We start from the raw sequence: 26137 nt of genomic DNA, 5'->3' as shown, positions 1-26137 counted from the left end.
CCCTTGGCCCTTCTGCAAAACCTTCTGATCCGCAGCTTCTACGCGGCCGTGCTGTTGCTCGCGGTCCTGATCCTCAACTTCTCGCTCATGCACCTCGCGCCCGGCGACGTGGCCGACACCATCGCGCAATCGGCGGGCGGGGCGGACCCCGAGATGCTGGCGCAGATCCGGGCCGAATACGGGCTCGACCAGCCGTTCCTCGTGCAGCTTGGCCGCTATATCGGCGGGGTGCTGCAATTCGACCTCGGGTACTCGTATTTCTACAACCGGCCCGTGACCGACCTGATCCTCGAACGGTTGCCGGCGACGCTGCTGCTGGTCTTCACCGCGCAGATCTTCGCGCTGGTCCTCGGCGTGTTCCTTGGCGCGATGTCGGCGCAGAAGCCGCAGGGCTGGCTGAGCCACCTTGTCACCTTCATCTCGCTCTTCGGCTATTCCGCGCCGGTCTTCTGGACGGGCATCCTGCTCTTGATCGCGTTCTCGCTGAACCTGCACTGGTTCCCGGTGGCGGGGATGCGCGATGTCACCGTCGAAGGCGGGTTCTGGGTGCAGGCGCTGGATATCGCGCGGCACCTCGTGCTGCCGATGATCACGCTCGCCTCGATCTTCATCGCGCTCTATTCGCGGCTGGCGCGCGCCACGATGATGGAGGTGCTGCAATCTGATTTCGTGCGCACCGCCCATGCCAAGGGCCTGCCGATGCGCCACGTCGTCTATCGCCACGCGCTGTCGAACGCGATGTCGCCGGTGGTGACGCTGGCGGGCCTGCAATTCTCGGCCGTGATCTCGGGCGCGGTGCTGGTCGAGGCGGTGTTCAGCTGGCCGGGGCTTGGCACGCTGGCCTTCCAGTCGATCATCGCGCGGGACACGCCCACGATCCTCGGCATCTTGTTCTTCTCGGCCCTCGTGGTGATCGTGGGCAACCTTCTGACCGACCAGGTCCTGCGCATGATGGATCCGCGCATCCGGGGGCGCAGCGCATGAACACGCCCGACACGCCACGGCCTGTATCGCGCCACCCGATGGTGGAGGCATGGGTCAACTTCCGCCGCAACTGGGCGGCGCTGTTCGGGCTGGTCGTCTTGTCGCTGATCGTGCTGGCCGCGATCCTTGGCCCGGTCCTGTACCCCACCGATCCGTTCGACATGGTCTGGGCACCGTTCTCCCCGCCCGGTGCGCAGGGGTTCCTGCTGGGCACCGATTACCTTGGCCGCGACCTGATGGCGATGATGCTGAACGGCGCGCGGGTGTCGCTGATGATCGGTGGTGCGGCGGCGCTCGTGTCCATCGTGATCGGCATCACCATCGGGGCGGTCGCGGGCTTTTTCGGCGGGCTGGTCGAGGAAGTGCTGATGCGGTTCACCGAGTTCTTCCAGGTCCTGCCAACGCTTCTGTTTTCCATGGTGATCGTGGCGCTGTTCGGAGCCTCCCTGCCGATGATCACGCTGGCCATCGGGGTGGTCAGCTGGACGGCGGTGGCGCGGATCACGCGGGCCGAGTTCCTGCGCCTGAAAGAGCTGGAATTCGTGCTCGCCTCCCGCGCGGTGGGCTCGACCAAGTTCCGCCTGATCTTCCGGGTGATCCTGCCCAATGCCGCGCCGCCCATCATCGTGCAATCGGCGCTGATGGTCGGGTCCGCCATCCTGTTCGAGGCGGGGCTATCCTTCCTTGGCCTCACCGATCCCAATGTCGTCAGCTGGGGGCAGATCATCGGGTCGAACCGGCTGTATATCCTTGATGCGAGCTATACCGTGACGCTGCCGGGGCTGGCGATCTTCATCACGGTGCTCAGCATCTCGCTGATCGGGGACGGGCTGAACGACGCGCTCAACCCCAAGATCCGCCAGCGCTGACGGGGTCAGGCGACGGGGAAGGCCCGCGTCGGCTCGTACTCGTCGAAACTCGACAAACGCTGGGCGTTGCATTCGTCCTGCCACGGCGTGCCGGGCTGGATCGCCGTGACGACCGGGAAGCGTGCGCGCAGGGCGCTGGCGCGCGGCGTGTCCTCGGCCGCGATGGCGACGAGGCCCGTGACGGTGCCCTGCTGGCGTTCGACCAGTTCGATCGCGCCTTCCATCGTGCCGCCGGTTTCGATCCACTGGTCGACCAGCAGGACGCGGGTGCCGGGGGCGAAGGCGGGCAGGCGCATCTCCATGTCCTGCGTGCGGCCGGAATAATTGGTGAAACTCACGCGGTCGGTGTCGACGCACAGCTTGCCCGCCTTGCGGATCGGCAAGAAGCCCACGTCGCGCCGCGCCGCGATGGCCGCGCCCAGCACGAACCCCATCGCGTCCAGCCCGCCGACCACGTCGAACTCGGTCCCGTCCAGATCGGCCAGCAGGTCGGTCAACAGGTCGCGAAAGGCGCGCTGGTTGATGTAGATCGAAGTCGGGTCGAGCCATGCGAACGTGTCGCCCTTGGTGTTGGGCGCCATGAGGTGGAAATACCAGCGATCGTCGCGCGGGCCGGTGTCGTCGGTCGTCATGCGGGCTCCCCCAGGGTTTCGGCCACGTCCAGCAGGCGGCGCAGGCGGGCCGGGTCGATGTCGTAGAAATTGTCGTCGAAATTGATGCCGGTCGCCACCATGAAGGCGTCGACCCCGGCATAGCGATGCGCGTTGTCGGGCGTGATGCCCGAGGCAAGCGCAAGGGGCGTGTCCCCGCAGGCGGCGCGGAAGGTGGCGATCTTGGTGTCCTCTGCCTCGATCCCCGTGGCCGCGCCCGAGGTGCAGACCACGTCCATCCAGTCGCGGGCAATGGTGGCTGCACGCCCGTAATCGCCCGGATCGACCGGGCGCTGCTTCTTGAAGGCGGTGCCCCCGAAATAAAGCCCGTCCCACCCGTCGCGGGCGGCGGCGATGGCCGCGGCCTCGGGCTGGGCCTCGGTCCGTTCGTCGATCCGGGCGTCATCGGCCCAGTAGGCATCGATGCGGCAACCCTCGCGGGACAGGCTTGCAAGCTGCGGAAAGGCCTCCAGCCCCGTTACCGCGAGGAAATTCAGGCCAATCCACAGGTCGGGCCGCGCTGCGCGCACTTCGCGGATGATCGGCAGGAACGGCTCCACGCCGAAATCGTGGTTGATCAGGAAGCAACCGGGCGCGCCTTCGCCCACAAGCACGTCGATATTGGCAAGAGTACGTTTCGTTTCAAGAACATGGATGACGGGCAACACAACCGGGCCTTGTGTGCCGAACGCGCTGCGGAACGCCGCTCTGTTCATTTGTCACCCCCACGTCGAGCAATTTTTGTGCAATGCACGGTTTTTTGGCGCAAGCTGGCAGTGTCGTCCGAGAATCGACTGCGCGGAATGCGCGCAACGCAGCATAGTCATGCGGTAACAATACGGACAACAGCCAGGGAGATTATGATGTCGAACACGAAGTTCACGCTTACCAAACGCTCATTTCTGAAAACCGGTCTTGCCTCGGTCGCGGTGTCGGCGCCGTTCGTCAACCGGGCCTGGGCCCAGACGACCGAGCTGACGATGCTGGGCTGGTACGGCACGGCAGAGCCCGACATGGTCGGTGCCTTCGAAGAGGCCAACAACGTCAAGTTCATCCCGAAATACTATGCCGGTGGCGACAACATGCTGGCGGCGCTGGCGCAGAACCCGCCGGGCACCTTCGACATCATCCACACCGATGCCGAATATGCCAAGCTGCTGGTCGCCAACGACCTCGTCCTGCAACTCGACCCCGAGGATTACGCCTTCGACGACCTGTTGCACGACGATTTCAAGAAGTTTGCCGGCCACTGGGACGCGTCGGGCAACCTCTATTCGCTGATCACGCGCTTCGGGCATCTTGGCGTGTCCTACAACAAGGAGACCCTCACCGCCGAGGAGGCCGCGACCTATGACATTTTCTGGGACGAGCGCCTGACCGGGAAGGTGGGTCATTTCGACTGGCACCTGCCGTCGCTGGGCCAGATGAGCCTGCTGATGGGCAATGCCTCGCCCTTCGACATCGACGCCGCCGCGTGGCAGGCGGTGCAGGACAAGACGCTGTCGCTGAAACCGCAGGTCGGCGGGTATTTCGATTTCGGCGGCACCTTCTCGGGCCTGAAGAACGGCGAGATGCTGGCGATGGTCGGGATCGGCGACTGGGTGACCGGCATCCTCGAACGCGACGGCGCGCCGGTCAGTTCGGTCGTGCCCAAGGAAGGCGGCATCCAGTGGACCGAAAGCTATTCCATCGCCAAGACGTCGAACAAGGCGGACCTTGCGCTGAAATACCTCGACTACACCATGTCGCCCGAGGGGCAGGTCAAGACGGCCCAGATGCTGGGCTATCCCGGCCACGCGGTGACCAAGGCGGGCAGGGCGCTTCTGAACGAGGTCGACCCGGCAGAGGCCGCGCGGTCGCACCAGGTGGATGGCGATCCGCAGGATCCGATCACGCTGATCAACGAGGGCCGGATCAAGTACCGCGACATCCCCGTGCAGCAGACGCTGGAGGACTGGAATGACTTCTGGTCGGAATACAAGAACGCCTGACTTCCGTGAAACCTGACGAAAGGCGGCGCAGCTGATGCGCCGCCTCAACGCATATGCCCTGACCTTCCGGCTGCCGATCATCATCTGGCAGGCGCTGTTCTTCATCGGCCCGCTGATCTTCGTCGTCGCCATGTCGTTCTTCGTGGTGAAGAACTACCGCATGGTCGAGACGTTCGAGCTGACAAGCTGGGCCAAGATGATCTCCCGCGATTACGTCTGGTCGGCCTATCGCTACACGCTGGTGATGGCGGGAAGCGCGGCAGCGATTGCCTCGATCCTCGCCTTTCCGGCGGCGTGGTTCCTGGCGTTCCGCTGTTCGGCGCGGGCGCGGCAGGTGGCGCTGTTGCTGCTGATCGTGCCGTTCTTCACCAGCTACCTCGTGCGCACGTTCAGCTGGTACACGATCCTTGCCGAGGCAGGCGTGCTGAACGGCGGCTTCGCGCTGTTCGGGCTTGGACCGTTCAAGATGCTCAACACGCCCTTCGGGACGCTGGTGGGCTACCTGACGCTGGTTCTGCCGCTGGTGATGATCCTTCAGACGGTCACAATGGCCAATATCGATACCCGGCTGGTACAGGCCGCGCGCAACCTCGGCTGCACGCCCGCGCGCACGATCTGGTCGGTCATCCTGCCCGCGGGCAAGACCGGGTTCGTGATCGCGGCACTCTTTGCCTTCATCCTGTCCTTCGGTGATTTCGTCGCGCCCTTCTACCTGGGCGGATCGAACCCGCCGACGATGCCGATCCTCATCATCGACACGACCAAAGCGGGCCAGCAATGGCCGCGAGCGGCGGTGGTCGCGGTGATGATGATGCTGACGCTGTTCTCCATCGCCTTTGCCGCCATCGTCTATTCCTACCGCAAGAGGGCGAGCCGATGACGACGTTCCTGCGGATTTACCTGCTGGCGCTCTTCGGCTTCGTTTTCCTGCCGATCGTGGTGAGCCTGCTCTTCTCGTTCAACTCCGACAGGTTCCCGACGCTGCCGATGTCGGGCTTCACGACGATCTGGTACGAAACCATATTCGCCGATCCCGATTTCTGGCGCGCGGCGCGCAACAGCCTGATCGTGTCGAGCTGCACGGCGGTCATCGCGACCTTCCTCGGCTTCTGCACCGCCTATACCGATTACCGCTACACCTTTCGCGGCAAGAGCCTGTTTCTCGCGATCATCCTGCTGCCGCCCACGATCCCGCTGATCATCATCGCGCTGGCCATGCTGGCATGGTTCGCGCCGGTGGGCATGTCGGGGCAGGTGTGGTCGATCATCGCGGCGCACACGGTGCTGACCGCGCCCTTCGCCATGGCGATCATCCGGCTGCGCCTGAACCAGATCGACGAAAGCCTCGAAGCGGCGGCATGGAACCTTGGCGCAAGCGAATGGCGCGCGATGCGCGAGGTGATCCTGCCCTTCACAAGGCCCGCGATCCTGTCATCGCTGTTCCTGACGGCGGCGGTCTCGTTCGACGAGTTCACCGTGGCGTGGTTCGTATCGGGCCTGAACAAGACGCTGCCGGTGCATGTGCTGGAAATCGTGCAGGGCACGATCGATCCGCAGGTGAACGCCATCGGCACGCTGGTCTTCGGCATCTCCATCACGCTGGTCGTCATCAGCCAGCTTCTGATCTTCTTCCGACTGCAAAGGGAAGCGGCATGACAGAGCCCCTCGTCACGTTCGAACGGGTGGAAAAGCGGTTCGACGACTTCGTCGCCGTCAAGGGCGCGACCCTTGATATCGGGGCGGGAGAGTTCGTGGCGATCATGGGCCCGTCGGGCTGCGGCAAGACGACGACCCTGCGGATGCTCGCGGGGCTCGACGCGCCCACAAGCGGCACGATCCGCATCGCGGGGCAGGTGATGAACGACGTGCCCGCGCATGAACGGGACACGCCGATGGTGTGGCAGAGCCTTGCCCTGTTCCCGTTCCTGAATGCGCGCGAGAACGTGGAGTTTGGGCTGAAAATGCGTGGTGTGGGGGTGTCGGAACGCCGCCAGCGCGCCATGACGTGGCTTGACCGGATGGAGATTGCCGAGTTCGCCGAACGCAACGTGGAAACCCTGTCGGGCGGGCAGCGCCAGCGCGTGGCGCTGGCCCGCGCGCTGGTGACAGAACCCAAGCTGCTGCTGCTGGACGAGCCGCTCTCGGCGCTCGACGCGCACCTGGTGATCCGGATGCAATCGGTCCTGTCGCGGTTGCAGCGCGAGTTGGGGATCACCTTTGTCTACGTCACGCATTCGCAGTCCGAAGCCTTCGCGATGGCCGACCGGGTCGTGATCATGTCGCAGGGCGAGATCGCGCAGGTGGGCACCCCGCGCGAGGTCTATCGCGCGCCACGGTCGAGATTCGTGGCGGAATTCGTGGGGCGTAACAACATCTTGCCGGGTGAAGTTGTGGCATCGCATCAAGGAATGGTGAGCGTTCAAACCCCGCTTGGCACATTCAACGTGCAGGGCGATGCCGCGCCGGGAACCTCGGCCTCCATCGTCGTCGCGGCGGACATGATGCAGGTGGGCGGCGGGGAGAACCGGCTGACCGCTACTGTCATTTCCGAGGAATTCGTGGGTTCCATGGTCACGGCTTTCCTTGAGGCGTCGGACGGGACCGAGTTGAAGGTGCAGGTGCAGGAACGGGCGCTGGCCGATCTGGGGCTTGAGACGGGGCGCGAGGTCTCGCTGGGCTGGAACACCGCCGACGGGCACCTGCTGGTGGACGAAACGCCATGATCCGGAACCCGATCCCATGGCCCAACGGCGCGCGCTGCGCCTGCGCGATCACCTTCGACATGGATGCCGACAGCCTGATCCACGTGGCGCGGCCCGAGGATTCGTCTGACCGGCTCTACCCGATCTCAATGGGCCGCTACGGGCCAGAGGTCGCGATCCCGCGCATCCTTGCCACGTATCGCCGCCTCGGCATCAAGCAGTCCTTCTTCATCCCCGGCTGGTGCATGCAGACCTATCCCCGCGCGGTGGAGATGATGCTGGAGGACGGGCACGAGATCGGCCATCACGGCTGGATCCACGAAGACCCGATCGTCACCCGTGGCGCGGCGCAGGAAGAGGCGTTTGAAAAGGCACTGGAGGTGCACAAGCGCATGACGGGCAAGACGCCCCGCGGCTACCGCGCGCCGGTCTACAACATCACCCTGCAAGTCGTTGACCTGCTTGTGAAACACGACTTCCGCTATGACAGTTCGATGATGGGCGACGACGTGCCCTACCGCCTGCAGACCGCGCAGGGCAGCCTGTACGAGATGCCGGTGCACTGGGGCACCGACGACTGGCCGCCCTTCGCCCATTACGACGAGATCGGCTACATGATGCCGGTGCGCGGGCCGTCCGCGGGCCTTGGCGCGTTCTGGGAGGAGTTCGAGGCGCAGTACGAGGCCGGGGGCTTTTTCATGCTGATCGTGCACCCGTTCCTGACCGGTCGGCTGGCGCGCTGGCGGCTGGTGGAACAGTGGCTGGAACTGACTCTGGCCGAGCGCGACGTGTGGTTCGCCCCGCTTGAGGCGATTGCCGATCACCTCGACACCGTGGCGGACCTGCGCACCGATCACTTGCCTTATTACGACGGGCCGCAAAGCTGAGCCACGCGCATCCAAAGGAGGACAGACATGCTGAACGACACCGACGCCCGGTTCCTGCGCATCGCCTATGACGAGGCCAAGGCGGGCTATGACGAAGGCGGCTGCCCCATCGGGTCGGTCCTGGCCCGTGGCGACACGCTTGTCAGCCAGGGCCGGAACCAGCGCGTGCAGAAGGGCGATCCCATCGCGCATGGCGAGATGGACGCGCTGCGCAAGGCGGGACGGCAGAAAAGCTATCGCGATACGACGCTTTATACCTCGCTCAGCCCCTGCATGATGTGCACCGGCACCATCATCCAGTTCGGCATCCCGCGCGTGGTGATCGGCGAGAACACGACCTTCGGTGGCAACGAGGACCTGCTGCGCGAGCGGGGGGTAGAGGTGCTGATCGCCGACGATCCCGATTGCATCGCGCTGATGACCCGCTTCATCGAGGAAAAGCCCGAATTGTGGAACGAGGATATCGCCGAGGAGTAAGCCGATGCTGTCGAACGGCATGCCCGAACGCCCCGAAGGGCGGATCATCGAGGACACGATCGTCGCCGCCCGCGCCCCGTGGAGCGCGCGCCTGTCGGCGGGCCAGTCCCTGCGGCTGATCGATATCGAGGGACAGCAGGCCATCGACTTCCTCTGTTTCGGCACCGCGCCCTTCGAAGGGCAGGTGGAGCGCTACCACATGCCGAACACGATCAAGATCCCCAAGAACATCCTGCTGGGGGAGGGATCGGTCCTTTATTCGCAGTTCGCGCGCCCGATGATGACGATCACCGCCGATACCTGCGGCGGGCATGACACGATCTTTGGCTGCTGTTCCTTCGCCGTCGATCAGCAGCGATACGGCAAGCAGAATTCCGAATGCTGCCAGCGCAATTTCGAACGCGAGCTTGCGCGCCATGACCTTGGGCCGGAACACGTCGTCGCCAATGCCAACTTCTTCATGAACGTGCCGGTGGGCGCCGATGGCCATGCAGAGATCGTGGACAGCACCTCGAAACCCGGTGATTTCGTCGACCTGCGGGCCGAGATGGACGTGATCGCCGTCCTGTCGAACTGTCCGCAGGAATTGAACCCCGCCGCCGGTGGCGGCCCCACGCCGATCCGCGCCATCGTGTTCGAACCGGCCTGATCCGGCCCGCGCCTCTGCGCGGAATTGCCCCGACCTGTACGAAAGAGAGGCTCCCGCGAAAGGGGCGCTGCCCGCATGTTCCGGCCATCGATAAGTGGAGGTCGGTACCATGTTGAAGAAAACCCGCATTGCCGCGCTGGCGGTTGTCGTCGGCCTGTCCTGCGCGCCGCTTTGGGCGGCGGGGGACGCGCCCAGCCAGAAACAGCGCTTTGCCGCGGCGATGGCGCAGCGCGCCAGCGCGCCGGAACGGATGGTCGCGCAATTGCAGGCCCTGTCGGACGAGGGATATGCCCGCGCGACGGACCGGCTTGCCTACATGACCTACAAGGGGATCGGCACTGCGCAGGACATTGCCCGGTCCAAGGTGCTGTTTCGCGCGGCGGTTGATGCCGGGCGAACCTCGTCCCTCGTGTCGCTGGGCAAGATCCTGATGTCGGACGGCGATCATCAGGACGCTATCACCGCGCTGGAAGCCGCCGTCAGGGAAGGCCATGCGAAGGCCGCCCCGGTCCTCGCATGGGCCCATGCCACGGGTCGTCTTGGCGATCTGTCGAACAAGGCGAGGGGGTTTTCCGATCTCGAAAAGCTGGCGGACGAGGACGTGCTGGCCGCGCAGATGTACCTTCTGGACGCCGCCGCGCGGAACAACCGCCGTCCCGGCAACCTGTCGTCCGTTCTCGACCGGCTGCATGCGCGCCATGGCGACGGCAATGCACGCGCGGCAGAGGCGCTCCTGCGCTACTACCGCGCGCAGCGCCATCCGCGCGGCAGCATCAGGACGCGGGTCGCGCTGATGCAGACCGAGGGCCTGCGCGACAAGATCCGGATCGAGGAAGGGCTGTACCTCGCCCTCGCGCAGCGGCCCGAGGCGTTCTGGACGCTGTCCGAAGACCTCGTGAAGGACGCGCCGCGCGACGTCTTTGCCCGCGCGTTGAGCGTGACCGCGCGGATCAACAAGAACGCCTATGTCCGGATCGTGCAGAAAGAGTTGCGCGCCCAAGGGTACGACGTGGGCGAGCCGAGCCCCTATCTGAAAGCGCCGCTCATCCGCGCGATAGCCAAGTTCTGCACCGATACGGGCATGGACGCCGCCTGCCAGTTCGGGCCGCTGAAATCGACCACCGTGAAGGCGCTCGCCGCCAAGCTGGCCGAGACCCGCACACCCACCTGAACACAGCCTGCCACCACTCGGGCAAGGGGCTCGCGCGTTTCGCGCGGGCCCTTTTTCGTCGCGGCCACTCCCTTTCGAAACGCGCGCCTATCCTTTTGGACCGCCCGCTATCCCGACCCGCATCTCGGCGCGGGAGCGGTCTGCGGTAACAACCGGGGTGTGAGACAAGGAGCCAGACCAATGACCAGATCCCAGACCCTTACCATCCTGTCGGGCATCGCCCTGATGGCCGTGACGACCTTTCCCGCCGCGCCCGTGTTCGCGGACGACGCGGCCCTTTACGACGCGCCGGCCCCCGAGGACGCGGTGTTCGTGCGGGTGCTGGAAGAGTTCGACGCCCCGGCCTCGGACGCCGCCTTCATGGGCGCGCCCCTGCAACTGGGCGAAGACCAGCGCGACGTTTACGTGGCGATCAGCGCGGGGGCCCTCGAAGGGGCGGTTGCCGGGTCCTATTACAGCCTCGCCGATGCCGGGCAGGTGATCGAAGAGCCGCAGCGCGAAACCGCGGCCAAGGTGCACCTGATCCTCGTGAATGCGGGCGACGCGCCGGTGCGCCTGATCGTGCCGGGCCGCGGGATGGAAGTCGTGGCCGCGCAGGCCCCCGGCGCCTCGGCCAGCCGCGCGGTCAACCCCGTCAGCGCCACGCTCGCCGTCGAGCGGGTGACCGACAACGCCATCCTCGGCACGTTCGACGTGAACCTTGCGCGCGGCCAGAACGTGACCTTCGTCGCGGGCGACGACGCCGCGCGCCTTGTCCCCAACAGCTTCGGCCCCGTGCTGTCGCTGAACTGAGGCGCTGACCCATGGTCTTTTCCACCCCCATCTTCCTGTTCGGTTTCCTGCCGCTGTTCCTGGTGACCTATTACCTGACGCCTGCGCGCCATCGCACGATGACGCTGCTGATCGCCAGCTGCCTGTTCTATGGCTGGTGGAAGGTGGGGTACCTGCTGCTGGTCCTCGGCATCGCGACGCTCAGCTACGTGGCGGGCGTGGTCGCGGTAGGCGCGCGGACGGAAAAGACCCGGACCTGGGCCGTGCGTCTGGGGATCGTCGGCAACCTCGCGATCCTTGGCTGGTTCAAATACGCCTACTTCATCGCGGGTTCCTACAGCGACGCCATCGCCCGGCTTGACCTCGGCTCTGGCGGCGGGTTGAGCCTGCCCGAGATCGTGCTGCCCATCGGGCTGTCCTTCCTCGTCTTCCAGTCGATCAGCTATATCCTCGACGTGGCGCGGGGCGATGCGCCGCCCGCCGCGCGGCTGGTCGATTTCCTCGCCTTCTCGTCGCTTTTCCCGCAGCTCATCGCGGGGCCGATCCTGCGGTACAAGGACCTGGCGCACCAGTTCCGGCACCGCACCCACAGCCTTGCGCTGTTCACCGCGGGCGTGCGTCGCTTCGTCATAGGGCTGGCGATGAAGATCCTGATCGCCGACAGCGTCGCACCGCTGGCCGACCGCCTGTTCGCGCTGGACGCGCCAACCATGGCCGAAGGCTGGCTGGGGGCAGGGGCCTACGCGATTCAGCTGTTCTTCGACTTCGCGGGCTACTCGGCCATGGCGATCGGGCTGGGTCTGATGCTGGGCTTCCGGTTCATGGAGAACTTCAACGCGCCCTATGTCAGCCAGTCGGTGACCGAGTTCTGGCGGCGCTGGCATATCAGCCTGTCGACCTGGCTGCGCGACTACCTCTACGTGCCGCTTGGCGGCAACCGGGGCGGCGCGGTCAGGACCTACCGCAACCTCCTGCTGACGATGGTGCTGGGCGGGCTGTGGCACGGTGCCAACTGGACCTTCATCCTGTGGGGCATCTGGCATGGCGGCCTGATGGCGGTCGAGCGTGCGCTGGGGTCCAAGCACCGCGCCCATGTCTGGCCGCGCGCCATCGCATGGCCCTTGACCATGGTCTTCGTGCTGATCGGCTGGGTCGTTTTCCGTGCCGAAACCGTGGGCCACGCCTTTGCCATATATGCCGGGATGGCCGGGCTGAACGGGGTCGCCCTCACCGCCGAGATGGCGCTGCTGACCCGCCCGACCGAGGTAATCGCCCTGACGCTGGGCATCGCGCTGTCGCTGCACCCGGTATGGCTGGGCCGCCTGCGCGCGCCGCGCATGGAAACGCTGTGGGCCGCGTCCGCCGGCCTGCGCATGGTCGCGCTGTTCGCGCTTTGCGCCGTCATCATCCAGGCGCGCGGCGAAGCGCCTTTCCTCTACTTCCAGTTCTGAAGGAGACCAGACAATGCCCATCCTTCCCACCCTGAACGCGCACGTCTTTGCCGCCAGCTTCATCGGCCTGACCCTGACGCCCGGCGCATGGACCATCGCCAACGTGCCGCTTGATGAACTGACGGCGGACGTGATCTCGGGCAAGGCGCAGCGCCTGTATGAAGAGCGCTTCGATGCCAGCTTCCCGATGCGCGACACGCTGCGCCAATCCTGGGCCGCCGTGAAATACGGCGCCTTGGGCGAATTGGCCGAGGGCGCGGTTGCGGGCCGCGACGGCGTCCTCTTCACCGCCGAGGAGTTTGCCGCCCCTGCCGACAGCCGCGATTTCGCGTCCGAGTTGCGGGCCGTGACGTCGCGCGTGCGGAAGGCCGGGGCCGAATTGATCCCGGTGATCGTGCCCGACAAGGCCCGGATGCGGGGCGATGTGCTGCCGCGCGCACGTTCGGCGCGGTTCAATGCGCGCTATGACCACCTGCTGACCATCATTGCCGAGGCGGGCCTGCGCAGCGTGGATCTGCGCCCCGCGCTGACGGGTCCACAGGCCTTCATGGCGACCGACACGCATTGGAGCCCGGAAGGGGCCGCCGCCGTCGCCGACCGGATCGGCGCGCTGCTGGAAGGGGAGATCGCGGCGACGGCCACCTTCGAGACCGCGCAAATCGGCACCCGCGCCTTTGACGGCGACCTGCTTGCCTTCGTCGACACAGGTGTCTGGCGTCCGCTGGTCGGGCCCGCGCCGGAAGTGATCGCCACCTATGAAACCACCCAGGCCGGGGATGCCGGCATGGACCTCTTCGGCGACGCGGAGACGCCGGTGGCGCTGGTCGGCACCAGCTATTCCGCGCGCACGGATTTCCACTTCACGGGGTTCCTGAAATCCGCGCTGAACGCCGACGTGATCTCCTTCGCGATGGAGGGCCGTGGCCCGTTCATCCCGATGGATCGCTTTCTGGACGGGGATGCCCTGTCCGACCTCACCCCGCAAATCGTGCTTTGGGAAATCCCCGAGCGGTATCTTGATACATGGAGCCAAGACCAATGAAACATCTCGCAACCCTTTGCGCCGCCGCCCTGATCGGTGCCGGTGCCGCCCAGTCCGCCCCCTTGTGCGACGCCTTCCTGTCGGCCGATGACATGCCGAAGAAGTACCGCAAGCTGGCGCCCGTCATCTCGGGCGGTGCGACCGACTGGATCATCACCGCCGACCAGATGCGCACGGATTACACGCCCGGTGCCGAGGCGGCGGAGCTTCTGGCCGAGATCGTGGGTGAGTTCGAGGCGCGCGGCACGCGGCTGGCCATCGTCATGGCCCCGCCGCGCCCGCTGGTCGCCGGTCAGGCCATGCTCGAGGCGCTGGCGGGCGGTGCGGTCGATTACGACGCGGAGGCCGCAACAGCCTCGTTCAACGAGATGGTCGACGTCATGCGTCAGGCTGGGGCCATCGCGCCCAACCTGCTTGAGATAGCCACCGGATCGGACGAGATGCGGGACGCCTATTACTACCGCCACGACACTCACTGGACCCCGCAAGGGGCAGCGGAAAGCGCGGTTGCGCTGGCCGAAGAGGTGATCGCCGCCGGGCTGCCCGCCTTTGCGGGATCGCAGGTCGCGCGCCCCGAGGCCGGGACTGAAGCCTTTGCCGAACGCGGGTCGCTCGCCAAGATGGCCAAGGCCGTCTGCGATGCGCAGATCGCGCCCGTCGAACACACGATCCCGGCCTTCGCGGATGCCGGTCTGGGCCTTCTCGACGACACCAGCGCACGCCCGAAAGTGCTGCTGGCCGGGTCGAGCTTCAGCAACCGCTACAAGAAGGACGCCTACCGCTTTGGCGATGCCATCGCCGGGTCGCTTCAGGCCGAGGTCGTCAACCACTCGGTGTCTGGCGGTGGCGCGATCGGGGCGCTGGAAGGCGTAATCAACGCGGGCCTTCTGACCGACGGGACGGAGTTCGACCTCGTCGTGTGGGAGCTTCCCTATACCGCGAACCTCAAATCGCTGGGCGTGCTGCGGCAATTGCTGGGCGCGCTGCGCTTTGACGCCGATGCGGGTGGCGAGGTCGCGGCGGACCTCGACGCGTCGGGCAAGACCAAGGTCAAGCTGAAGGACGCCGCGCCGTCGGTTCTGGCGCTGAACCTGCCCGACAGCCCGATCCAGAAGGTGAAGGTCGACCTGCGCTTTGCCGATGGCAGCAAGGAAACGCTGAGCCTTGCGCGCCGCAACCAGGTGCCCGCGCACCTGCAATCGCCGTGGTGGGCAGTGAGCCTCGACGCGCTGCAGGGCCGCGAACTGACCTCTGCCACCCTGCGTTACGATGCCGCTGCGGTGGGTGCCGGTTCGACCGTGCACCTTTACTGAGGCATCACCCGGTGGCGGAGTTCTCCAGCACTTCGCCACCGGCCAGTTTCACGAGCCGGGGTTTCTCCTGACAAGAGGCTCACGCGGCGAGGATGCGGCGTGCTTCCTCCTCGGCCCGCATCGCCTCGTCCGTCTGGCCGTTCGCCTCCAGCACCGCGCCGTAATTCTTCCAGGTCCAGCTTGAATGGACCTTGTCGCCCAGCCGTTCGGCAAACAGCGCCCGCGCGACGAGCGCGTCGTTGCTGGCCTTGGCGGCGTCCAGCAGGATCATCATGAAGACGTCCCGCTGCGCCTTGCTGCCGCCGATCCGGGCCAGCGCGTAACGCACCGGTTCCATCACCGTGACCGCCTCGGCATGGCGTCCGCCGCGTGCGAGTTTCAACCCGTCGGCGATGGCCAGACCGACGTCGGCGCAGATCCGCGCCTGCGTGTCGTCCAGCGTCGACCACGTGCGCAGGCTGTCCATCATCTGCTCTGCCGCCACCATGTCGCCATTGGCGATCAGCGCCATCAGGTAGTGCAGCGAGACGAATATCAGGTCCCGGTCGGCAAGGTGGGTGCGGGCGACCTCGGCCAGCGCCGTCCAGCGGTCGCCCACGTCCACGCCGAACATCTCAAGCCGCCACAAGAGCGACGAGCAATTGCAGATGTCGAGGTAGAAATCCGACGTGATATCGGACGCGACCTGCGCGTCGTAGATGCGCAGCACCTCGTCGAACTCGCCCCGTTCAAGGTGGTAGAGGCATTTGTGCCAGTAAAGGTGGAAGCGGAAGTTGTTGGTCGTGGACCAGCCGTCTTCAAGCTCCGCGACCCAGGCGATGCCGTCCTCGTGGCGCTCGGTCATCTCCAGCACGTGGGCGACCGCGTGGACCGACCACGCGTCCTGCCGGTTGCGCGCGACCGCCGCGCGGCCATACCGCTCGGCCTTGTCGTATTCGCCCGCTTCTTCCAGCCCGAAAGCGTACATGCCCTGCAGGTAGCCGTAATTCGGGTGATCCTCGGACCAGAGCGGCAGGACGCGGGCCAGCGAGTCGCGCATGCGGCGCCCGTCGCCCGAGTAGAAATGCGTGAAATGCGCCAGCCGCAGCGCCAGCCCGTCCATCGGGTGATCGAGGAGGATGTCCTCCCAGATGCGCGTCGTGCGGTCGAGGTCACCGGCGCACCACGCCGCCAGCGCCGCCGCGTGGCGGCGTTCGCGGTCATTCGCGCCCACCTGTTCAAGATGCGCGCCCATGCCCGCCGACACCTTGTCGGCGCGGGCGGAATGGCTGGCGCTGCCCATCAGCTTGGCCAAATAGCCCTTGCCGATCCGCGCCATGGGCATGTCGGGGTCGGCGGTTGCGATCTCTTTCAGGACCAGCCCGGTATCGGGCCGGAACCCCATGTAGCAGGTGGTGAAATCGTGGAACCGCTGCGCGCTGTCGGCGGAGCTGGCGGTGAAGGCCAGCCCGTGGGCGTCGTGATGGGTGGTCATCGCCATGGGCATCGTGCTCCTTGTCGCGTGTCACCGCGGCGCGGAACCGTCGCGCGTCTGCGGTGTCTTCATTCCCAGTATCGCACCGGCGACCTGCGTCTTCAGGATCTGCGCGGTGCCGCCGCCGATGGTGAACATCCGGACGTCGCGGTACATGCGTTCCAGCGGCTCCTCGCCACCGTACCCCCGCGCACCGAACATCTGAAGCGCGTCGTTGACAACCTTTATCGCGCTTTCCGACGCAAAAGCCTTGGCCCGCGCGGCCAGCAGCATGTCGGGGAAGCGGTGGCCCTCCCGGTCCGCCGATCGCGCGGCCTCGTGCAGCATCAGGCGGGAGGCATGCACCAGCGCGTCCATGTCGGCGAGCATCCATTGCAGGCCCTGGAACTCGGCGATGGGGCGGCCGAACTGTTCGCGCTGCCGCAGGTAGCGCCTGGCATGGTCCAGCGCGCCCGCCGCCACGCCCATCGCGATGGTGCCCGCGCCGACGCGCTGGCCGTTATAGGCGGTCATCAGGTCGGCAAAGCCGTGCGCCATGCCCGAGGGCGTGCGCAACAGCATGTCGTCCGGCACCTCGAGGTCGGTGAAGCGCAACTCCGCTTCGGGCATCCCGCACAGGCCCATCGTGCGTTCGTGGCGGACCACCTCGAACCCGGCGGGCGCGATGCCGCCAGCGGGGTCGACATGCACGAGGAAGCCGCCGATCCCCAGTTCCGCGCCGCGCTCGTCAAACGCGCGGGCGAAGACGAGGTGCAACTTGGACACGCCCCCGCCGGTGATCCAGTGCTTGGTGCCGTTCAGCACCCAGCGGTCGCCGCGCCGGTCGGCGCGCGTTGCCATGTCGGTCGCGGCGCTGCCCGCGTGTGGTTCGGAAATGCAGATCGCGGGCTTGTCGCCCGCCAGAACGAGGTCCGCCGCAAGCCGCTTTTGCGCGTCCGTCCCGTAGGCCATGACCGCGCCGACGCCGCCCATGTTCGCCTCCACCAGGATGCGGGCGGTCAGGGTGCAGGCGCGCGCGGCTTCCTCGACGATCTGCACCACATCGAACGTGCTGGCACCGCCGCCGCCAAGGGCGCGCGGGATCGCCATGCCCATCAGCCCGGCGGCGGTCAGGTCGGCCACGTTCTGCCAGCAATAGCTTCGGGTCCGGTCCCAGTGCGCGGCGCGCTCCGCGAAGGCCGGTGTCAGCGCGCGGATGCGGTCGAGCCACGGGCTGTCCCGGCCGGGTCGCGCGGTGATGCGGTCCTGTCGTGTCATGTCGGTCCCTCGTCGCCGCACGTTCGGGCGCTTGGCCGGTTTTTCCGGCGTTTTCCGATGATACGATATTGAGGAATATCGAAGGTAGCGATAAATTGTGAACATATATGTTGGAAATTCTCACGATATGGTGCACCCCATGAACCTGCGGTTCCTGCGCACGGTGGTCGCGGTGTCGAAGCATGGCTCGCTGAACGCGGCGGCGCAGAGCCTCGGGCTCAGCCATTCCGCCGTCAGCCTGCAGATCAAGGCGCTGGAGGAGGAGTTGCAATTCGCGATCCTCGACCGCTCCCGCCGCCCCCCGGTGATGACCGGCGCGGGGCTGGCGCTGGTGGATCATGCCCGCCGGATTGAGGACGTGGCGAGCGACATCCGCGCGCTGGCAAAGGGGCACCGGCTGTCGGGGCGCGCGACGCTGGGGGCGGCGCCGTCGACCGTGCAAAGCCTGATGGCGCCGTCGCTGGCGCGGCTGGTCGCCGATCACCCCGCGCTTGAAATCGAGATGTTGTCGGCCTCCTCGGCAAGCCTTCTCGACCGGGTGCGCGACGGCGCGGTGCACGCGGCCCTCGTGACCGCGCCGCGCGACCCCGACCCGGCGCTGAGCCTCGCGCCGATCTGTGACGAACCCTACCAGATGATCGTGTCGACGCGCGCCGGGGCGCTGCCGTTCGACAGGCTGCTCGCCACGCGGCCCTTCATCTGGTTCGACCGCCGCACGCGCCTGTCCTTCGAGATCGAGGCCTATCTGCTGCGCCACGGCTGGGCCGCGCGGTCGACGATGGAGGTGGACAGTTTCGAGGGTGTGGAGGCGCTGGTGCGCAACGACCTTGGCATCTCGATTCTGCCGCGCCGCGCGCTCGCCCCCGCGCTGGAGGGCATCCGGGTGATCCCCTTGCCGAACGAGCGGCTGACGCGGCCCATCGTGCTGGCGAGCCGCCGCAATTCCCCGCGCGCCGGACTGATCCAGTCGCTTGAGCAAATTTTGCGGGATTTGGTGGCCGGGGCCTGAGCGCCGCCGCCGCGCGATGTATCCGACGAAAACAATCAGGACTACACGCCCCCCGCGATCCGCGATAAGAGGCCTGCGGGGCAGAACGCGGCAGGGGTCATGGACCGATATCTCATTCCGGGATTGGCGCTTCTGGTGGCGGGCATCTGCCTGCTGCCCCTTGTCGGCGTGGCCGTTGCCGCCGCACTCGGCACGATGGAAACCCTGACGCAGCTCGCCCAGACGGTGCTGTGGCGATACATCGGCAACACGCTGGCGCTGGTCGTACTGGTGGGCGGTGGCAGCATCGTCGTCGGCACGGTGACCGCGTGGCTGGTCGTCGCGACCGAGTTTCCGGGCCGCCGGCTGCTGGAGATCGCGCTCGTGGTGCCGCTGGCCTTCCCGGCCTACGTGCTGGCCTACGCCTATACCGACGTGCTGGACCATCCCGGCATCGTGCAAACGACGCTGCGCAGCCTGACGGGGTGGGGGCCGCGCGACTACTGGTTCCCGGAAATCCGTTCGCTGGGCGGGGCGGCGCTGATGCTGACGCTGGTGCTGTACCCCTATGTCTACCTTCTCAGCCGGGCGGCGTTCCGGATGCAGGCGGCGACGCCGTTCTATGCGGCCCGGTCGCTGGGATCGTCGCCCATGGGTGCATTCCTGCGGGTGTCTTTGCCCATGGCCCGCCCGGCAATCGCGGCGGGCGCGTTGCTGGTGGTGATGGAGACGATCGCCGATTTCGGCACCGTCGCGCATTTCAGCGTCCAGACCTTCGCCACCGGCATCTATACCAGCTGGTTTGGGCTGGCCGACCGCGCGGCGGCGGCGCAACTGGCGCTGGGGCTTCTGGCCTTCGCGCTGCTGGTGGCGGCGCTGGAATACCTCAACCGGGGCGGCGCGCGTTATGCCGCCAAAAGCCGGTCCGACCCGTTCGCGCGCATCGCCTTGCGCCGGGGCAGGGCGGTCGCGGCCATCGCGGCCTGTGCCCTGCCGGTTCTGCTGGGCGCGGTCATCCCGGCGGTCACGCTGGCGCTGATGGCGGCGGGGTCGGAACAGGACGTCTTCAGCCCGCGCTACATGGGCTTCATCCGCAACTCGCTGACGCTTGCGGCCATTGCTGCCGCCGTGACCGTCGCGGCGGCGGTGCTGCTGGGCACCTACCGCCGCATGGCGCAAAGCCGCCCCGCGCTCGCGGCGCTGTTCATCGGGCGGCTGGGATATGCGGTGCCGGGGGGCGTGATCGCGGTGGGGCTTCTGGTGCCCTTCGCGCGGTTCGACAACTGGCTCGACGCGCGGATGGAGGCTTGGTTCGACATCTCGACGGGCCTTCTCATCAGCGGCTCGATCTGGCTGTTGATCGCGGCCTACATGATCCGCTTCCTCGCCGCCGCCATCGGCGCCTATGACAGCGGGCTTGCGGCGGTCACCAGCAATGTCGATGCGGCCTCGCGCGTGCTGGGCCGCACCGCGTGGGGCACGGTGCGCAGCATCCACCTGCCGGTCCTGCGGTCGAGCATCCTGACCGCGCTGCTGATCGTGTTCGTCGACACGATCAAGGAGTTGCCCGCTACGCTGATCCTGCGGCCATTCAACTATGACACGCTGGCGGTGCAGGCGTTCCGCCTGGCCTCGGATGAACGTCTGGCGGGGGCGGCGGTGCCGAGCCTTCTGATCGCGGGCATCGGGCTGGTCCCGGTGCTGCTGCTTTGCATCCAGATCGGATCGACCCGCGCGCCCCGGACATGAAAAAGGGCGTGCCGCGCGGGCACGCCCTTTCCGAGACACGCGAAAGGTAGCCCTAGCGCCAGCCGGAGCGGGCGAGGATGTTCTGCGCCGCGCCGATATTCGCGGCGATGTCGGACAGCGGGATCGGATCGGCCTTGAACTCACCCAGCGCCGCGACCGACGGGGCGAGCGGCACGCCTTCCACTGCCGGGTACTCGTCGTTCCCGGCCGAGAAATACTGCTGCGCCTGGTCCGAGGCGAGGTATTCGAGGAAGGCGATGGCGTTGTCGCGGTTCGGCGCATGTGCTGCCACGCCCCCGCCCGAAATGTTCATGTGCGCGCCCATGCCGTCCTGGTCGGGGAAGATCCAGCCGATCCGGTCGATGCTGTCGCTGACACCGCTCACGTCGCGGCGCAGCGCGCGGGCGAAGTAATAGGTGTTCGACATGGCGATGTCGCATTCGCCCGACACGATGCCGCGCAGCTGGTCGGTGTCACCGCCCTGCGGGGTGCGCGCGAAATTGTCCACGACGCCCTCGGCCCAGTCCTCGGTCGCCTCTTCGCCCCAATGCGCGGTCAGCGCGGCGACGATGTTCTGGGTGTAGACGTTCGACGACGACCGGATGCAGACCATGCCCTCGTAAGCCGGATCGGCAAGGGCGGCGTAGGTGAGCGGCGGGTTGGTGACGTCCTCCTTGTCGTAGAACAGGATGCGCGCGCGCTGCGAGAAGGCAAACCACTGGTTGTCGGCGTCCTGCAGGTGGGCGGGGATGCGCGCCTCCAGCACGGCGCTGTCGATGGGTTGCAACAGCCCCATGTCCTTGGCCCGCGTCATCCGCACCGTGTCCACCGTCAGGAACACGTCGGCGGGCGAATTCGCACCCTCGGCCGCCATGCGCGCGATCAACTCGTCCGCCTTGCCCTCGATCCGGTTGATCCGGATGCCCGTGGCGTCGGTGAAATCGGAATAGAGCCGTTCGTCGGTGTCGTAGTGGCGCGAGGAATAGAGGTTCAACTCGCCCGCGTGACCATCGGCCAGCGCAGCGCCGGCGAGCGCGGTACACAGGACGGCAAGAACGGGGATCTGCGGTGTCATGGGAAACTCCTGTGACAACATATTTCTGACTGTTTTGCTCAATTACAGGTTTGGCCGGGCGCTGCAAGTCATTCTGATAAAAATGGTCAGGAAATTGCCGACCCTATCCCGAAGCATAGCCGCCTATGCCGAGGCGACTCCGCGTATCCCTAAGTGCCCCGCGATTTTTTGGTGAATCCCGTAGACAGATCGCGTGTGAGGGAGCCCGTGGAAGGAAAATGCATGCAGATCGTGCATGAAGCACCGCATAAGGACCTGGCCTTCATGGCCCGTGCGCCTTTGCGCCTGATCGTCAGTGACGGTCAGGATGTGGAGCTGCGCGAGTGGTGTGTCGCAGGGGTGCGCGCGCCGGATGGCATGGAGATCTTTCCCAAGCGCGGCATCCTGCAGATCCCCTTCCAGGGTGTCGACCTGCGTTTCCCGGTGAAATTCACCGACGAAACCTCCGACAGGTTCCACGCCTTCGAGGACCTGACGGTGCGCCAGCGCGAGACGCTGGCGCTGTTCCACTCCAACCTCCTGTCGGGAAAGATGTCGTCGACCGACGAGATGATCACCGCGCTCGACACGCCGGTGGACCTTGTCCCCATGTCCGAGACCGAGGACGAAAAGGCGGCGGCAACGGCGCGGGCCCCGTCGCGCCTGTGGCGGGTCGTCAAGGCGCTGGCGACCTACAGCGCGGCGGCGCTGATAATCTTCGGTCTGCTGGGCCAGACGCTGGCCACGCGCCTTCTGACCATCCCCACCGTGCAGGCGCGGGTGGTGGCGCCGCTGGTCGATCACCGCGCGACCGCGCCGGCCTACGTGGACCGTATTCTCGTGGCCGAAGGTGACATGGTTAATGCAGGCGACACGCTGATCCGCATGTCCGACCCGCGCCGCGACGGGCGGCTGGACGACCGGCGCCGCGACGTGCGCGAGAAGAAGGACGCGCTGACCGAGGCGCGCAACGTGTTGCGCAAGCACCTGTCGCGGTTCGACGCGGTGCAACGCGACCTTGAAAAGCGGCTCGACGATGCGATCGCGGCCAACGATGCCGAACCGACGCCGCGCACCGACGCATGGGTGCAGGCGGCCATGGCGGCGCTGGTCGCGCACGAAGAAGGCCGGAGCCTTGTCGAGGGCGACTACCACGACATCCGCCGCGACCTGAAACTGATGCGCGATGCCGCCGACGAAGACCTGCGGCAGGCCAAGCGGACGGTGGGCATCGCCAAGGCGGATGCCCGCATGCTGGACGTGAAGGCGACGGTGGACGGGACGGTGAACCTCATCACCGCGCTGGAAGACGTGCACGTGGCGCGCGGGACGGCGCTTGTCAGCGTCGAGGAACACGCGCCCCGCGTCATCCGCGCATGGGTGGACGAGACGCACCTGACCGGCGTCATGCCCGGCCAGGTTGCGCGCCTGCGCCTGCCGGGAGGCGAGGGGGGCACGGTCGCGGCCACGGGCCGGGTGTCCGACGTGGTGGCCGGGATCGACGAAAGCGCCGCGCGCCGTGGCTTTGGCCTGATCGTGACCATCGCGGTCGAGGGCGATCCGGCGCTCACCCCCGGCCTGCCGGTGGCGATGCGGCTCTGGCGCGGCTGGGTGCCGGACTGGGCGCGGTTCTGAGATGTCGGAACCGGCAACGGAATACGCGTTCGACAAGGACCTGACGCAGCGCCTGCGCACCCTGACGGACCTGAAGGGGCAGCGCCGCGCCCGCTGGTCCATGCGCCAAGTCTGCGTCATGGCGGCGCTCGTGATCGCGCTGGGATGGCTGCTGGTCACCATGCCCAACCGCTATTTCACGCCCACCACGATGCACGTCACCCTCACGCTCGGCACGCTCGGCTTCTGGCGGTTCGGCTGGTGGTTCACCCATGCCGTCCGGGCCGAGATCTATGCCCGACGCGTCTGGCCCGGCATGCGCGCCCGCGCCTCGGCTTTGTGGGCCGAAGGCTGGCGTCCGCGCCGCCTGCACATCCAGATGACCACCTATTACGAGGAACCGGCAATCACCAAGCGCGTGATCGGTTCGATCCTCGGCCAGATCCGGCGCGAGCGTATTCCCACCACGCTCTACATCGGCACCGGGTCCTACTACGACGAAGAGATCATCACCGACTTCGTGCGCACCCACGCCGCCGATATTCCCGACGACCTCGCCAAGCTGGTGTTCCTGCGCCAGAACCAGCCGGGCAAGCGCATGGCCATCGGGATGATCCTGCGCGCGATCAACCGCCACGGCGTCGATCCCGACGACCTTGTCATCTTCATGGACGGTGACGCGCTTTATGGCGAGGACGTGCTGGAAAAGACCCTGTCGATGTTCGGCGCCGATCCCGAGTTGCAGGCGCTGACCACCGATGAAGAGGTGATCTGCTATGGCCCGCAATGGATCGCGTCATGGCTCGACATGCGGTTCGCGCAGCGGCGGCTTGCCATGCAGAGCCACGCGCTGGCCGGCAAGGTGCTGACGCTGACGGGGCGCATGTCGGTCTTCCGGGCGGAACACATGCTGTCGGAAAAGTTCATCCGCACGATCGAGGCGGACCATCTGGACCACTGGCTGTGGGGCCGGTTCCGGTTCCTGTCGGGTGACGACAAGTCGACCTGGTACCACATGCTGACCCGCGACGCGAAGATGACCTATGTGCCCGACGCGACCGTCTACACGATCGAGGTCATCAAGGAGAACGGGCTGGGCCGCATGGTCCAGAACTTCCGCCGCTGGTCGGGCAACATGCTGCGCAACGGCCAGCGCGCGATTGCGCTGGGTCCGCGCAAGGTGAACCCGTTCATCTGGTGGTGCCTCGTAGATCAGCGCATCGCGATGTGGACGATGATGGTGTCGCCGGTGATGGCGGTGCTCGTGTCGCTGGCTGAGCCCGTCTATATCTGGAACTGCCTGATCTGGATCCTCTTTTCACGCGTCCTGTTGTGCCTGTTCCTGTTCCGCTATTCTTTGCGGATCGACCTGTCGTGGCCGGTGATCCTGTACCTCAACCAGGTGATCAACGCGTCGGTGAAGATCTTCATGATCTTCCACCTGTCGAAACAGAAATGGTCAAACCGGGGCAACCAGTCCGCCGGAGACGGCCAGCGCCTGCAAGGCTACGTCGCCAAGTTCCAGCTGGTCACGACGGTGACGGGGTTCGTCTACGGCCTCGCCCTCTATTCCGGCGTGGCGGACCTGCCGTTCTGAAGGCCGGCGCGGATTCAAGTCCGCAGGCCGCCGCGCTTCGACCCTCCAACATGCTTTTTCCGCCAATTGAACGCGCCATCTTCCTGTCCAAAAGAGTGTCTATACTGTGCCTCGTTCAAGGAATGAGCGAGGACAAGATGCCGGGCGACACTTCGGAACCCGCTCAGCGCTGCGGTCGCACTGCGAAGCTTTGTCACTTCGACGGCTTCGACATGGAGTGGAGCTATTTCACCGCTTCCGGGCGAGCGGCCGCGTCTTGCCCGACTTGTGGGGTGAGGTCACGGACCTGGGACCGCCCGGAACAGGCGCGACGCAAGAAACTTCCCTATGATTTCAACGACACCTACGACGGTAAGGTTATTCTGTCGGAACGGGCGCGCGCGTATTTCATGGCCCACTGGCCGGACCAGATGGACTTCCGACAGATATTCGAGAATGCCTGGGAAGCCGAGCCGAGGCGTGTTTTGACAGTCGAGAACCCCGACGAGGTCGTTGAATACAGCTCCCAGTACGGGAGCGGTGATGGAAACCCGTGTCCTGACTGCGGTCTTTGCTATTGCCAGACCTTCAAAGGCAATCTGTATCGCTTCGGGAACGCTGAACTGATTGCGGAGGACGGTGTCTTTCGCACGGACATCTCCTTTGGACATGCCTTCCGAAGCCCCTTGTGGTTGGCGGGGGAGAAAGCGGCCATGGCGATCTCCGTCCTGTTCCGCGAGGTCTGGCTGCGTCCCTTTGAACATCAAGGGGACGGGTCTTGGGAATTTCGCTTGGATGATCCATTCAGGGCGGATGCCGCTACCGGCGCGGTCGAGCCGGATTATCCGGACTTCCTCGACTAAAGTCCCTCCCAATTTCAAGCTGGTAACGACGGCCACCGGCTTCGTCTACGGCCTCGCTCTAAATTTATGCGTGGCGGACCTGACGTTCTGAACTCCCGGCGCGGAATCAAGCCGAAGCCGCCGCGCATCCACTGCCCGGCAGGCGGTTATGCTTGTCAAAACTGCCGAGAGGGGCCGAGCCGCCCCCCGGCACGGCGATGTGGCTGCTCTTGGTGCAACGCTGAAGCGGCGTCCGGACTTGGCCGCCATAAAGGTGCTCAGAACGTCCCTCGGATCGCCGCACCGCGGCCCGGCGCTGCGCGGCTTTGAGCCCTGAGTGCCCGCCGAACTCATCGCTCCTGCGCGGAATCAAGGCCGAAGGCCGCCGCGCATCGCCGACGCGCCCCCACGCGGCGGCGATATGGCTGCCGTTTGCGCAAAGCTCCAATCATATTCGGACTTGGCAAGGATAAAGCGCGCAGTCTCGGCGTCGGATCGCCCCCGCACGCGTCGGCAATGCGCTGCCATGCACCCAGCCGATTCAACGGTAAAAAATGTCCTGCGTTGCGACCGTCACCACTATCCTTTCGAGACGCCCCCCCTCCCTTCGCCCCTGAAACCATCCC

At 66.2% G+C, this 26137-nt stretch carries 24 protein-coding genes; 19 read left to right on the top strand and 5 right to left on the bottom strand.

Going from position 1 to position 26137, the window contains the following annotated elements; translation table 11 throughout:
• Positions 1 to 3 precede the first annotated feature (3 nt).
• Positions 4 to 984, top strand: a complete 981-nt coding sequence (locus ATO11_RS14425; protein ID WP_050531602.1) for an ABC transporter permease — start codon at positions 4 to 6, stop codon at positions 982 to 984.
• A complete protein-coding gene (locus tag ATO11_RS14420; protein WP_050531601.1) occupies positions 981 to 1853 on the top strand; it encodes an ABC transporter permease in 873 nt (290 codons plus the stop codon). Before ATO11_RS14425 ends, ATO11_RS14420 begins: the two co-directional genes overlap by 4 nt.
• 5 nt (positions 1854 to 1858) lie before the next feature.
• Here the strand turns inward: ATO11_RS14420 and ATO11_RS14415 are convergent, their stop codons facing one another.
• The gene (locus ATO11_RS14415) at positions 1859 to 2485 is read right to left on the bottom strand and encodes a phosphoribosyltransferase family protein (protein ID WP_050531600.1); all 627 of its coding nucleotides are present in this window, start codon (positions 2483 to 2485) and stop codon (positions 1859 to 1861) included.
• Complete coding sequence (locus tag ATO11_RS14410) at positions 2482 to 3219, bottom strand: BtpA/SgcQ family protein (RefSeq protein WP_050531599.1); 738 nt, start codon at positions 3217 to 3219, stop codon at positions 2482 to 2484. Before ATO11_RS14410 ends, ATO11_RS14415 begins: the two co-directional genes overlap by 4 nt.
• A gap of 147 nt (positions 3220 to 3366) precedes the next feature.
• Between ATO11_RS14410 and ATO11_RS14405 the strand changes: the two genes are divergently transcribed.
• The 12 genes from ATO11_RS14405 (at position 3367) to ATO11_RS14350 (ending at position 14957) form a co-directional block, all read left to right on the top strand.
• Complete coding sequence (locus ATO11_RS14405) at positions 3367 to 4494, top strand: ABC transporter substrate-binding protein (protein WP_423212712.1); 1128 nt, start codon at positions 3367 to 3369, stop codon at positions 4492 to 4494.
• 34 nt (positions 4495 to 4528) lie between these two features.
• Entirely contained in the window at positions 4529 to 5374 is an 846-nt protein-coding gene (locus tag ATO11_RS14400; protein WP_050531597.1) for an ABC transporter permease, read from the top strand.
• The gene (locus ATO11_RS14395) at positions 5371 to 6150 is read left to right on the top strand and encodes an ABC transporter permease (RefSeq protein WP_050531596.1); all 780 of its coding nucleotides are present in this window, start codon (positions 5371 to 5373) and stop codon (positions 6148 to 6150) included. Before ATO11_RS14400 ends, ATO11_RS14395 begins: the two co-directional genes overlap by 4 nt.
• Positions 6147 to 7217, top strand: coding sequence for an ABC transporter ATP-binding protein (locus tag ATO11_RS14390; protein ID WP_050531595.1), 1071 nt, complete (start codon positions 6147 to 6149; stop codon positions 7215 to 7217). Before ATO11_RS14395 ends, ATO11_RS14390 begins: the two co-directional genes overlap by 4 nt.
• Complete coding sequence (locus tag ATO11_RS14385) at positions 7214 to 8083, top strand: polysaccharide deacetylase family protein (protein ID WP_050531594.1); 870 nt, start codon at positions 7214 to 7216, stop codon at positions 8081 to 8083. Before ATO11_RS14390 ends, ATO11_RS14385 begins: the two co-directional genes overlap by 4 nt.
• A 27-nt stretch (positions 8084 to 8110) precedes the next feature.
• Positions 8111 to 8560, top strand: coding sequence for a nucleoside deaminase (locus ATO11_RS14380; RefSeq protein ID WP_050531593.1), 450 nt, complete (start codon positions 8111 to 8113; stop codon positions 8558 to 8560).
• Between the two features lie 4 nt (positions 8561 to 8564).
• Positions 8565 to 9209: a DUF1989 domain-containing protein gene (locus ATO11_RS14375; protein WP_050531592.1), complete on the top strand. Its 645-nt coding sequence runs from the start codon at positions 8565 to 8567 to the stop codon at positions 9207 to 9209.
• A gap of 109 nt (positions 9210 to 9318) precedes the next feature.
• Positions 9319 to 10380, top strand: coding sequence for an SEL1-like repeat protein (locus tag ATO11_RS14370; protein ID WP_050531591.1), 1062 nt, complete (start codon positions 9319 to 9321; stop codon positions 10378 to 10380).
• Positions 10381 to 10560: 180 nt separating this feature from the next.
• Positions 10561 to 11172, top strand: coding sequence for an alginate O-acetyltransferase AlgF (locus tag ATO11_RS14365; protein WP_050531590.1), 612 nt, complete (start codon positions 10561 to 10563; stop codon positions 11170 to 11172).
• An 11-nt stretch (positions 11173 to 11183) separates the two neighbouring features.
• Complete coding sequence (locus ATO11_RS14360) at positions 11184 to 12602, top strand: MBOAT family O-acyltransferase (protein ID WP_050531589.1); 1419 nt, start codon at positions 11184 to 11186, stop codon at positions 12600 to 12602.
• 13 nt (positions 12603 to 12615) lie between these two features.
• Positions 12616 to 13644: an alginate O-acetyltransferase AlgX-related protein gene (locus ATO11_RS14355; protein WP_050531588.1), complete on the top strand. Its 1029-nt coding sequence runs from the start codon at positions 12616 to 12618 to the stop codon at positions 13642 to 13644.
• A complete protein-coding gene (locus ATO11_RS14350; RefSeq protein WP_050531587.1) occupies positions 13641 to 14957 on the top strand; it encodes an alginate O-acetyltransferase AlgX-related protein in 1317 nt (438 codons plus the stop codon). The genes ATO11_RS14355 and ATO11_RS14350 overlap by 4 nt, the downstream gene beginning before the upstream one ends.
• A 79-nt stretch (positions 14958 to 15036) precedes the next feature.
• Here ATO11_RS14350 and ATO11_RS14345 read toward each other — a convergent pair whose 3' ends face one another.
• Together ATO11_RS14345 and acdA are read right to left on the bottom strand one after the other, a co-directional pair.
• Positions 15037 to 16437, bottom strand: a complete 1401-nt coding sequence (locus tag ATO11_RS14345; RefSeq protein ID WP_207382976.1) for a tetratricopeptide repeat protein — start codon at positions 16435 to 16437, stop codon at positions 15037 to 15039.
• A gap of 24 nt (positions 16438 to 16461) precedes the next feature.
• Positions 16462 to 17688: a 3-sulfinopropanoyl-CoA desulfinase gene (acdA, locus tag ATO11_RS14340; RefSeq protein ID WP_082176339.1), complete on the bottom strand. Its 1227-nt coding sequence runs from the start codon at positions 17686 to 17688 to the stop codon at positions 16462 to 16464.
• A 139-nt stretch (positions 17689 to 17827) separates the two neighbouring features.
• Between acdA and ATO11_RS14335 the strand changes: the two genes are divergently transcribed.
• Positions 17828 to 18697, top strand: coding sequence for a LysR family transcriptional regulator (locus tag ATO11_RS14335; protein ID WP_165586982.1), 870 nt, complete (start codon positions 17828 to 17830; stop codon positions 18695 to 18697).
• 99 nt (positions 18698 to 18796) lie between these two features.
• On the top strand, positions 18797 to 20425 hold the full coding sequence (locus ATO11_RS14330; RefSeq protein WP_050531585.1) for an ABC transporter permease: 1629 nt from the start codon (positions 18797 to 18799) through the stop codon (positions 20423 to 20425).
• A gap of 52 nt (positions 20426 to 20477) precedes the next feature.
• Here ATO11_RS14330 and ATO11_RS14325 read toward each other — a convergent pair whose 3' ends face one another.
• Positions 20478 to 21500: a Fe(3+) ABC transporter substrate-binding protein gene (locus ATO11_RS14325; protein WP_050531584.1), complete on the bottom strand. Its 1023-nt coding sequence runs from the start codon at positions 21498 to 21500 to the stop codon at positions 20478 to 20480.
• A gap of 222 nt (positions 21501 to 21722) precedes the next feature.
• Between ATO11_RS14325 and ATO11_RS14320 the strand changes: the two genes are divergently transcribed.
• The 3 genes from ATO11_RS14320 (at position 21723) to ATO11_RS14310 (ending at position 25532) form a co-directional block, all read left to right on the top strand.
• Entirely contained in the window at positions 21723 to 23114 is a 1392-nt protein-coding gene (locus tag ATO11_RS14320) for an HlyD family secretion protein (RefSeq protein ID WP_050531583.1), read from the top strand.
• Position 23115: 1 nt separating this feature from the next.
• Complete coding sequence (locus tag ATO11_RS14315) at positions 23116 to 24690, top strand: glycosyltransferase (protein WP_050531582.1); 1575 nt, start codon at positions 23116 to 23118, stop codon at positions 24688 to 24690.
• A gap of 122 nt (positions 24691 to 24812) precedes the next feature.
• The gene (locus ATO11_RS14310; protein WP_134643127.1) at positions 24813 to 25532 is read left to right on the top strand and encodes a hypothetical protein; all 720 of its coding nucleotides are present in this window, start codon (positions 24813 to 24815) and stop codon (positions 25530 to 25532) included.
• Positions 25533 to 26137 lie beyond the last annotated feature (605 nt).

Source organism: Pseudaestuariivita atlantica, assembly GCF_001205715.1.
In the GTDB taxonomy this organism is placed as follows: Bacteria; Pseudomonadota; Alphaproteobacteria; order Rhodobacterales; family Rhodobacteraceae; genus Pseudaestuariivita; species Pseudaestuariivita atlantica.
This window is presented reverse-complemented; position numbering and strand designations above follow the sequence as displayed.

Excerpts from the sequence above, each read along its gene's own strand:
- ATO11_RS14420 (WP_050531601.1), top strand. The coding sequence starts at position 981 with ATGAACACGCCCGACACGCCACGGCCTGTATCGCGCCACCCGATGGTG.
- ATO11_RS14395 (WP_050531596.1), top strand. The coding sequence starts at position 5,371 with ATGACGACGTTCCTGCGGATTTACCTGCTGGCGCTCTTCGGCTTCGTT.
- acdA (WP_082176339.1), bottom strand. The coding sequence starts at position 17,688 with ATGACACGACAGGACCGCATCACCGCGCGACCCGGCCGGGACAGCCCG.
- ATO11_RS14405 (WP_423212712.1), top strand. The coding sequence starts at position 3,367 with ATGTCGAACACGAAGTTCACGCTTACCAAACGCTCATTTCTGAAAACC.
- ATO11_RS14400 (WP_050531597.1), top strand. The coding sequence starts at position 4,529 with ATGCGCCGCCTCAACGCATATGCCCTGACCTTCCGGCTGCCGATCATC.
- ATO11_RS14345 (WP_207382976.1), bottom strand. The coding sequence starts at position 16,437 with ATGGCGATGACCACCCATCACGACGCCCACGGGCTGGCCTTCACCGCC.
- ATO11_RS14325 (WP_050531584.1), bottom strand. The coding sequence starts at position 21,500 with ATGACACCGCAGATCCCCGTTCTTGCCGTCCTGTGTACCGCGCTCGCC.
- ATO11_RS14375 (WP_050531592.1), top strand. The coding sequence starts at position 8,565 with ATGCTGTCGAACGGCATGCCCGAACGCCCCGAAGGGCGGATCATCGAG.
- ATO11_RS14370 (WP_050531591.1), top strand. The coding sequence starts at position 9,319 with ATGTTGAAGAAAACCCGCATTGCCGCGCTGGCGGTTGTCGTCGGCCTG.
- ATO11_RS14380 (WP_050531593.1), top strand. The coding sequence starts at position 8,111 with ATGCTGAACGACACCGACGCCCGGTTCCTGCGCATCGCCTATGACGAG.
- ATO11_RS14385 (WP_050531594.1), top strand. The coding sequence starts at position 7,214 with ATGATCCGGAACCCGATCCCATGGCCCAACGGCGCGCGCTGCGCCTGC.
- ATO11_RS14415 (WP_050531600.1), bottom strand. The coding sequence starts at position 2,485 with ATGACGACCGACGACACCGGCCCGCGCGACGATCGCTGGTATTTCCAC.
- ATO11_RS14320 (WP_050531583.1), top strand. The coding sequence starts at position 21,723 with ATGCAGATCGTGCATGAAGCACCGCATAAGGACCTGGCCTTCATGGCC.
- ATO11_RS14315 (WP_050531582.1), top strand. The coding sequence starts at position 23,116 with ATGTCGGAACCGGCAACGGAATACGCGTTCGACAAGGACCTGACGCAG.
- ATO11_RS14355 (WP_050531588.1), top strand. The coding sequence starts at position 12,616 with ATGCCCATCCTTCCCACCCTGAACGCGCACGTCTTTGCCGCCAGCTTC.
- ATO11_RS14360 (WP_050531589.1), top strand. The coding sequence starts at position 11,184 with ATGGTCTTTTCCACCCCCATCTTCCTGTTCGGTTTCCTGCCGCTGTTC.
- ATO11_RS14410 (WP_050531599.1), bottom strand. The coding sequence starts at position 3,219 with ATGAACAGAGCGGCGTTCCGCAGCGCGTTCGGCACACAAGGCCCGGTT.
- ATO11_RS14390 (WP_050531595.1), top strand. The coding sequence starts at position 6,147 with ATGACAGAGCCCCTCGTCACGTTCGAACGGGTGGAAAAGCGGTTCGAC.
- ATO11_RS14310 (WP_134643127.1), top strand. The coding sequence starts at position 24,813 with ATGAGCGAGGACAAGATGCCGGGCGACACTTCGGAACCCGCTCAGCGC.
- ATO11_RS14350 (WP_050531587.1), top strand. The coding sequence starts at position 13,641 with ATGAAACATCTCGCAACCCTTTGCGCCGCCGCCCTGATCGGTGCCGGT.
- ATO11_RS14365 (WP_050531590.1), top strand. The coding sequence starts at position 10,561 with ATGACCAGATCCCAGACCCTTACCATCCTGTCGGGCATCGCCCTGATG.
- ATO11_RS14335 (WP_165586982.1), top strand. The coding sequence starts at position 17,828 with ATGAACCTGCGGTTCCTGCGCACGGTGGTCGCGGTGTCGAAGCATGGC.
- ATO11_RS14330 (WP_050531585.1), top strand. The coding sequence starts at position 18,797 with ATGGACCGATATCTCATTCCGGGATTGGCGCTTCTGGTGGCGGGCATC.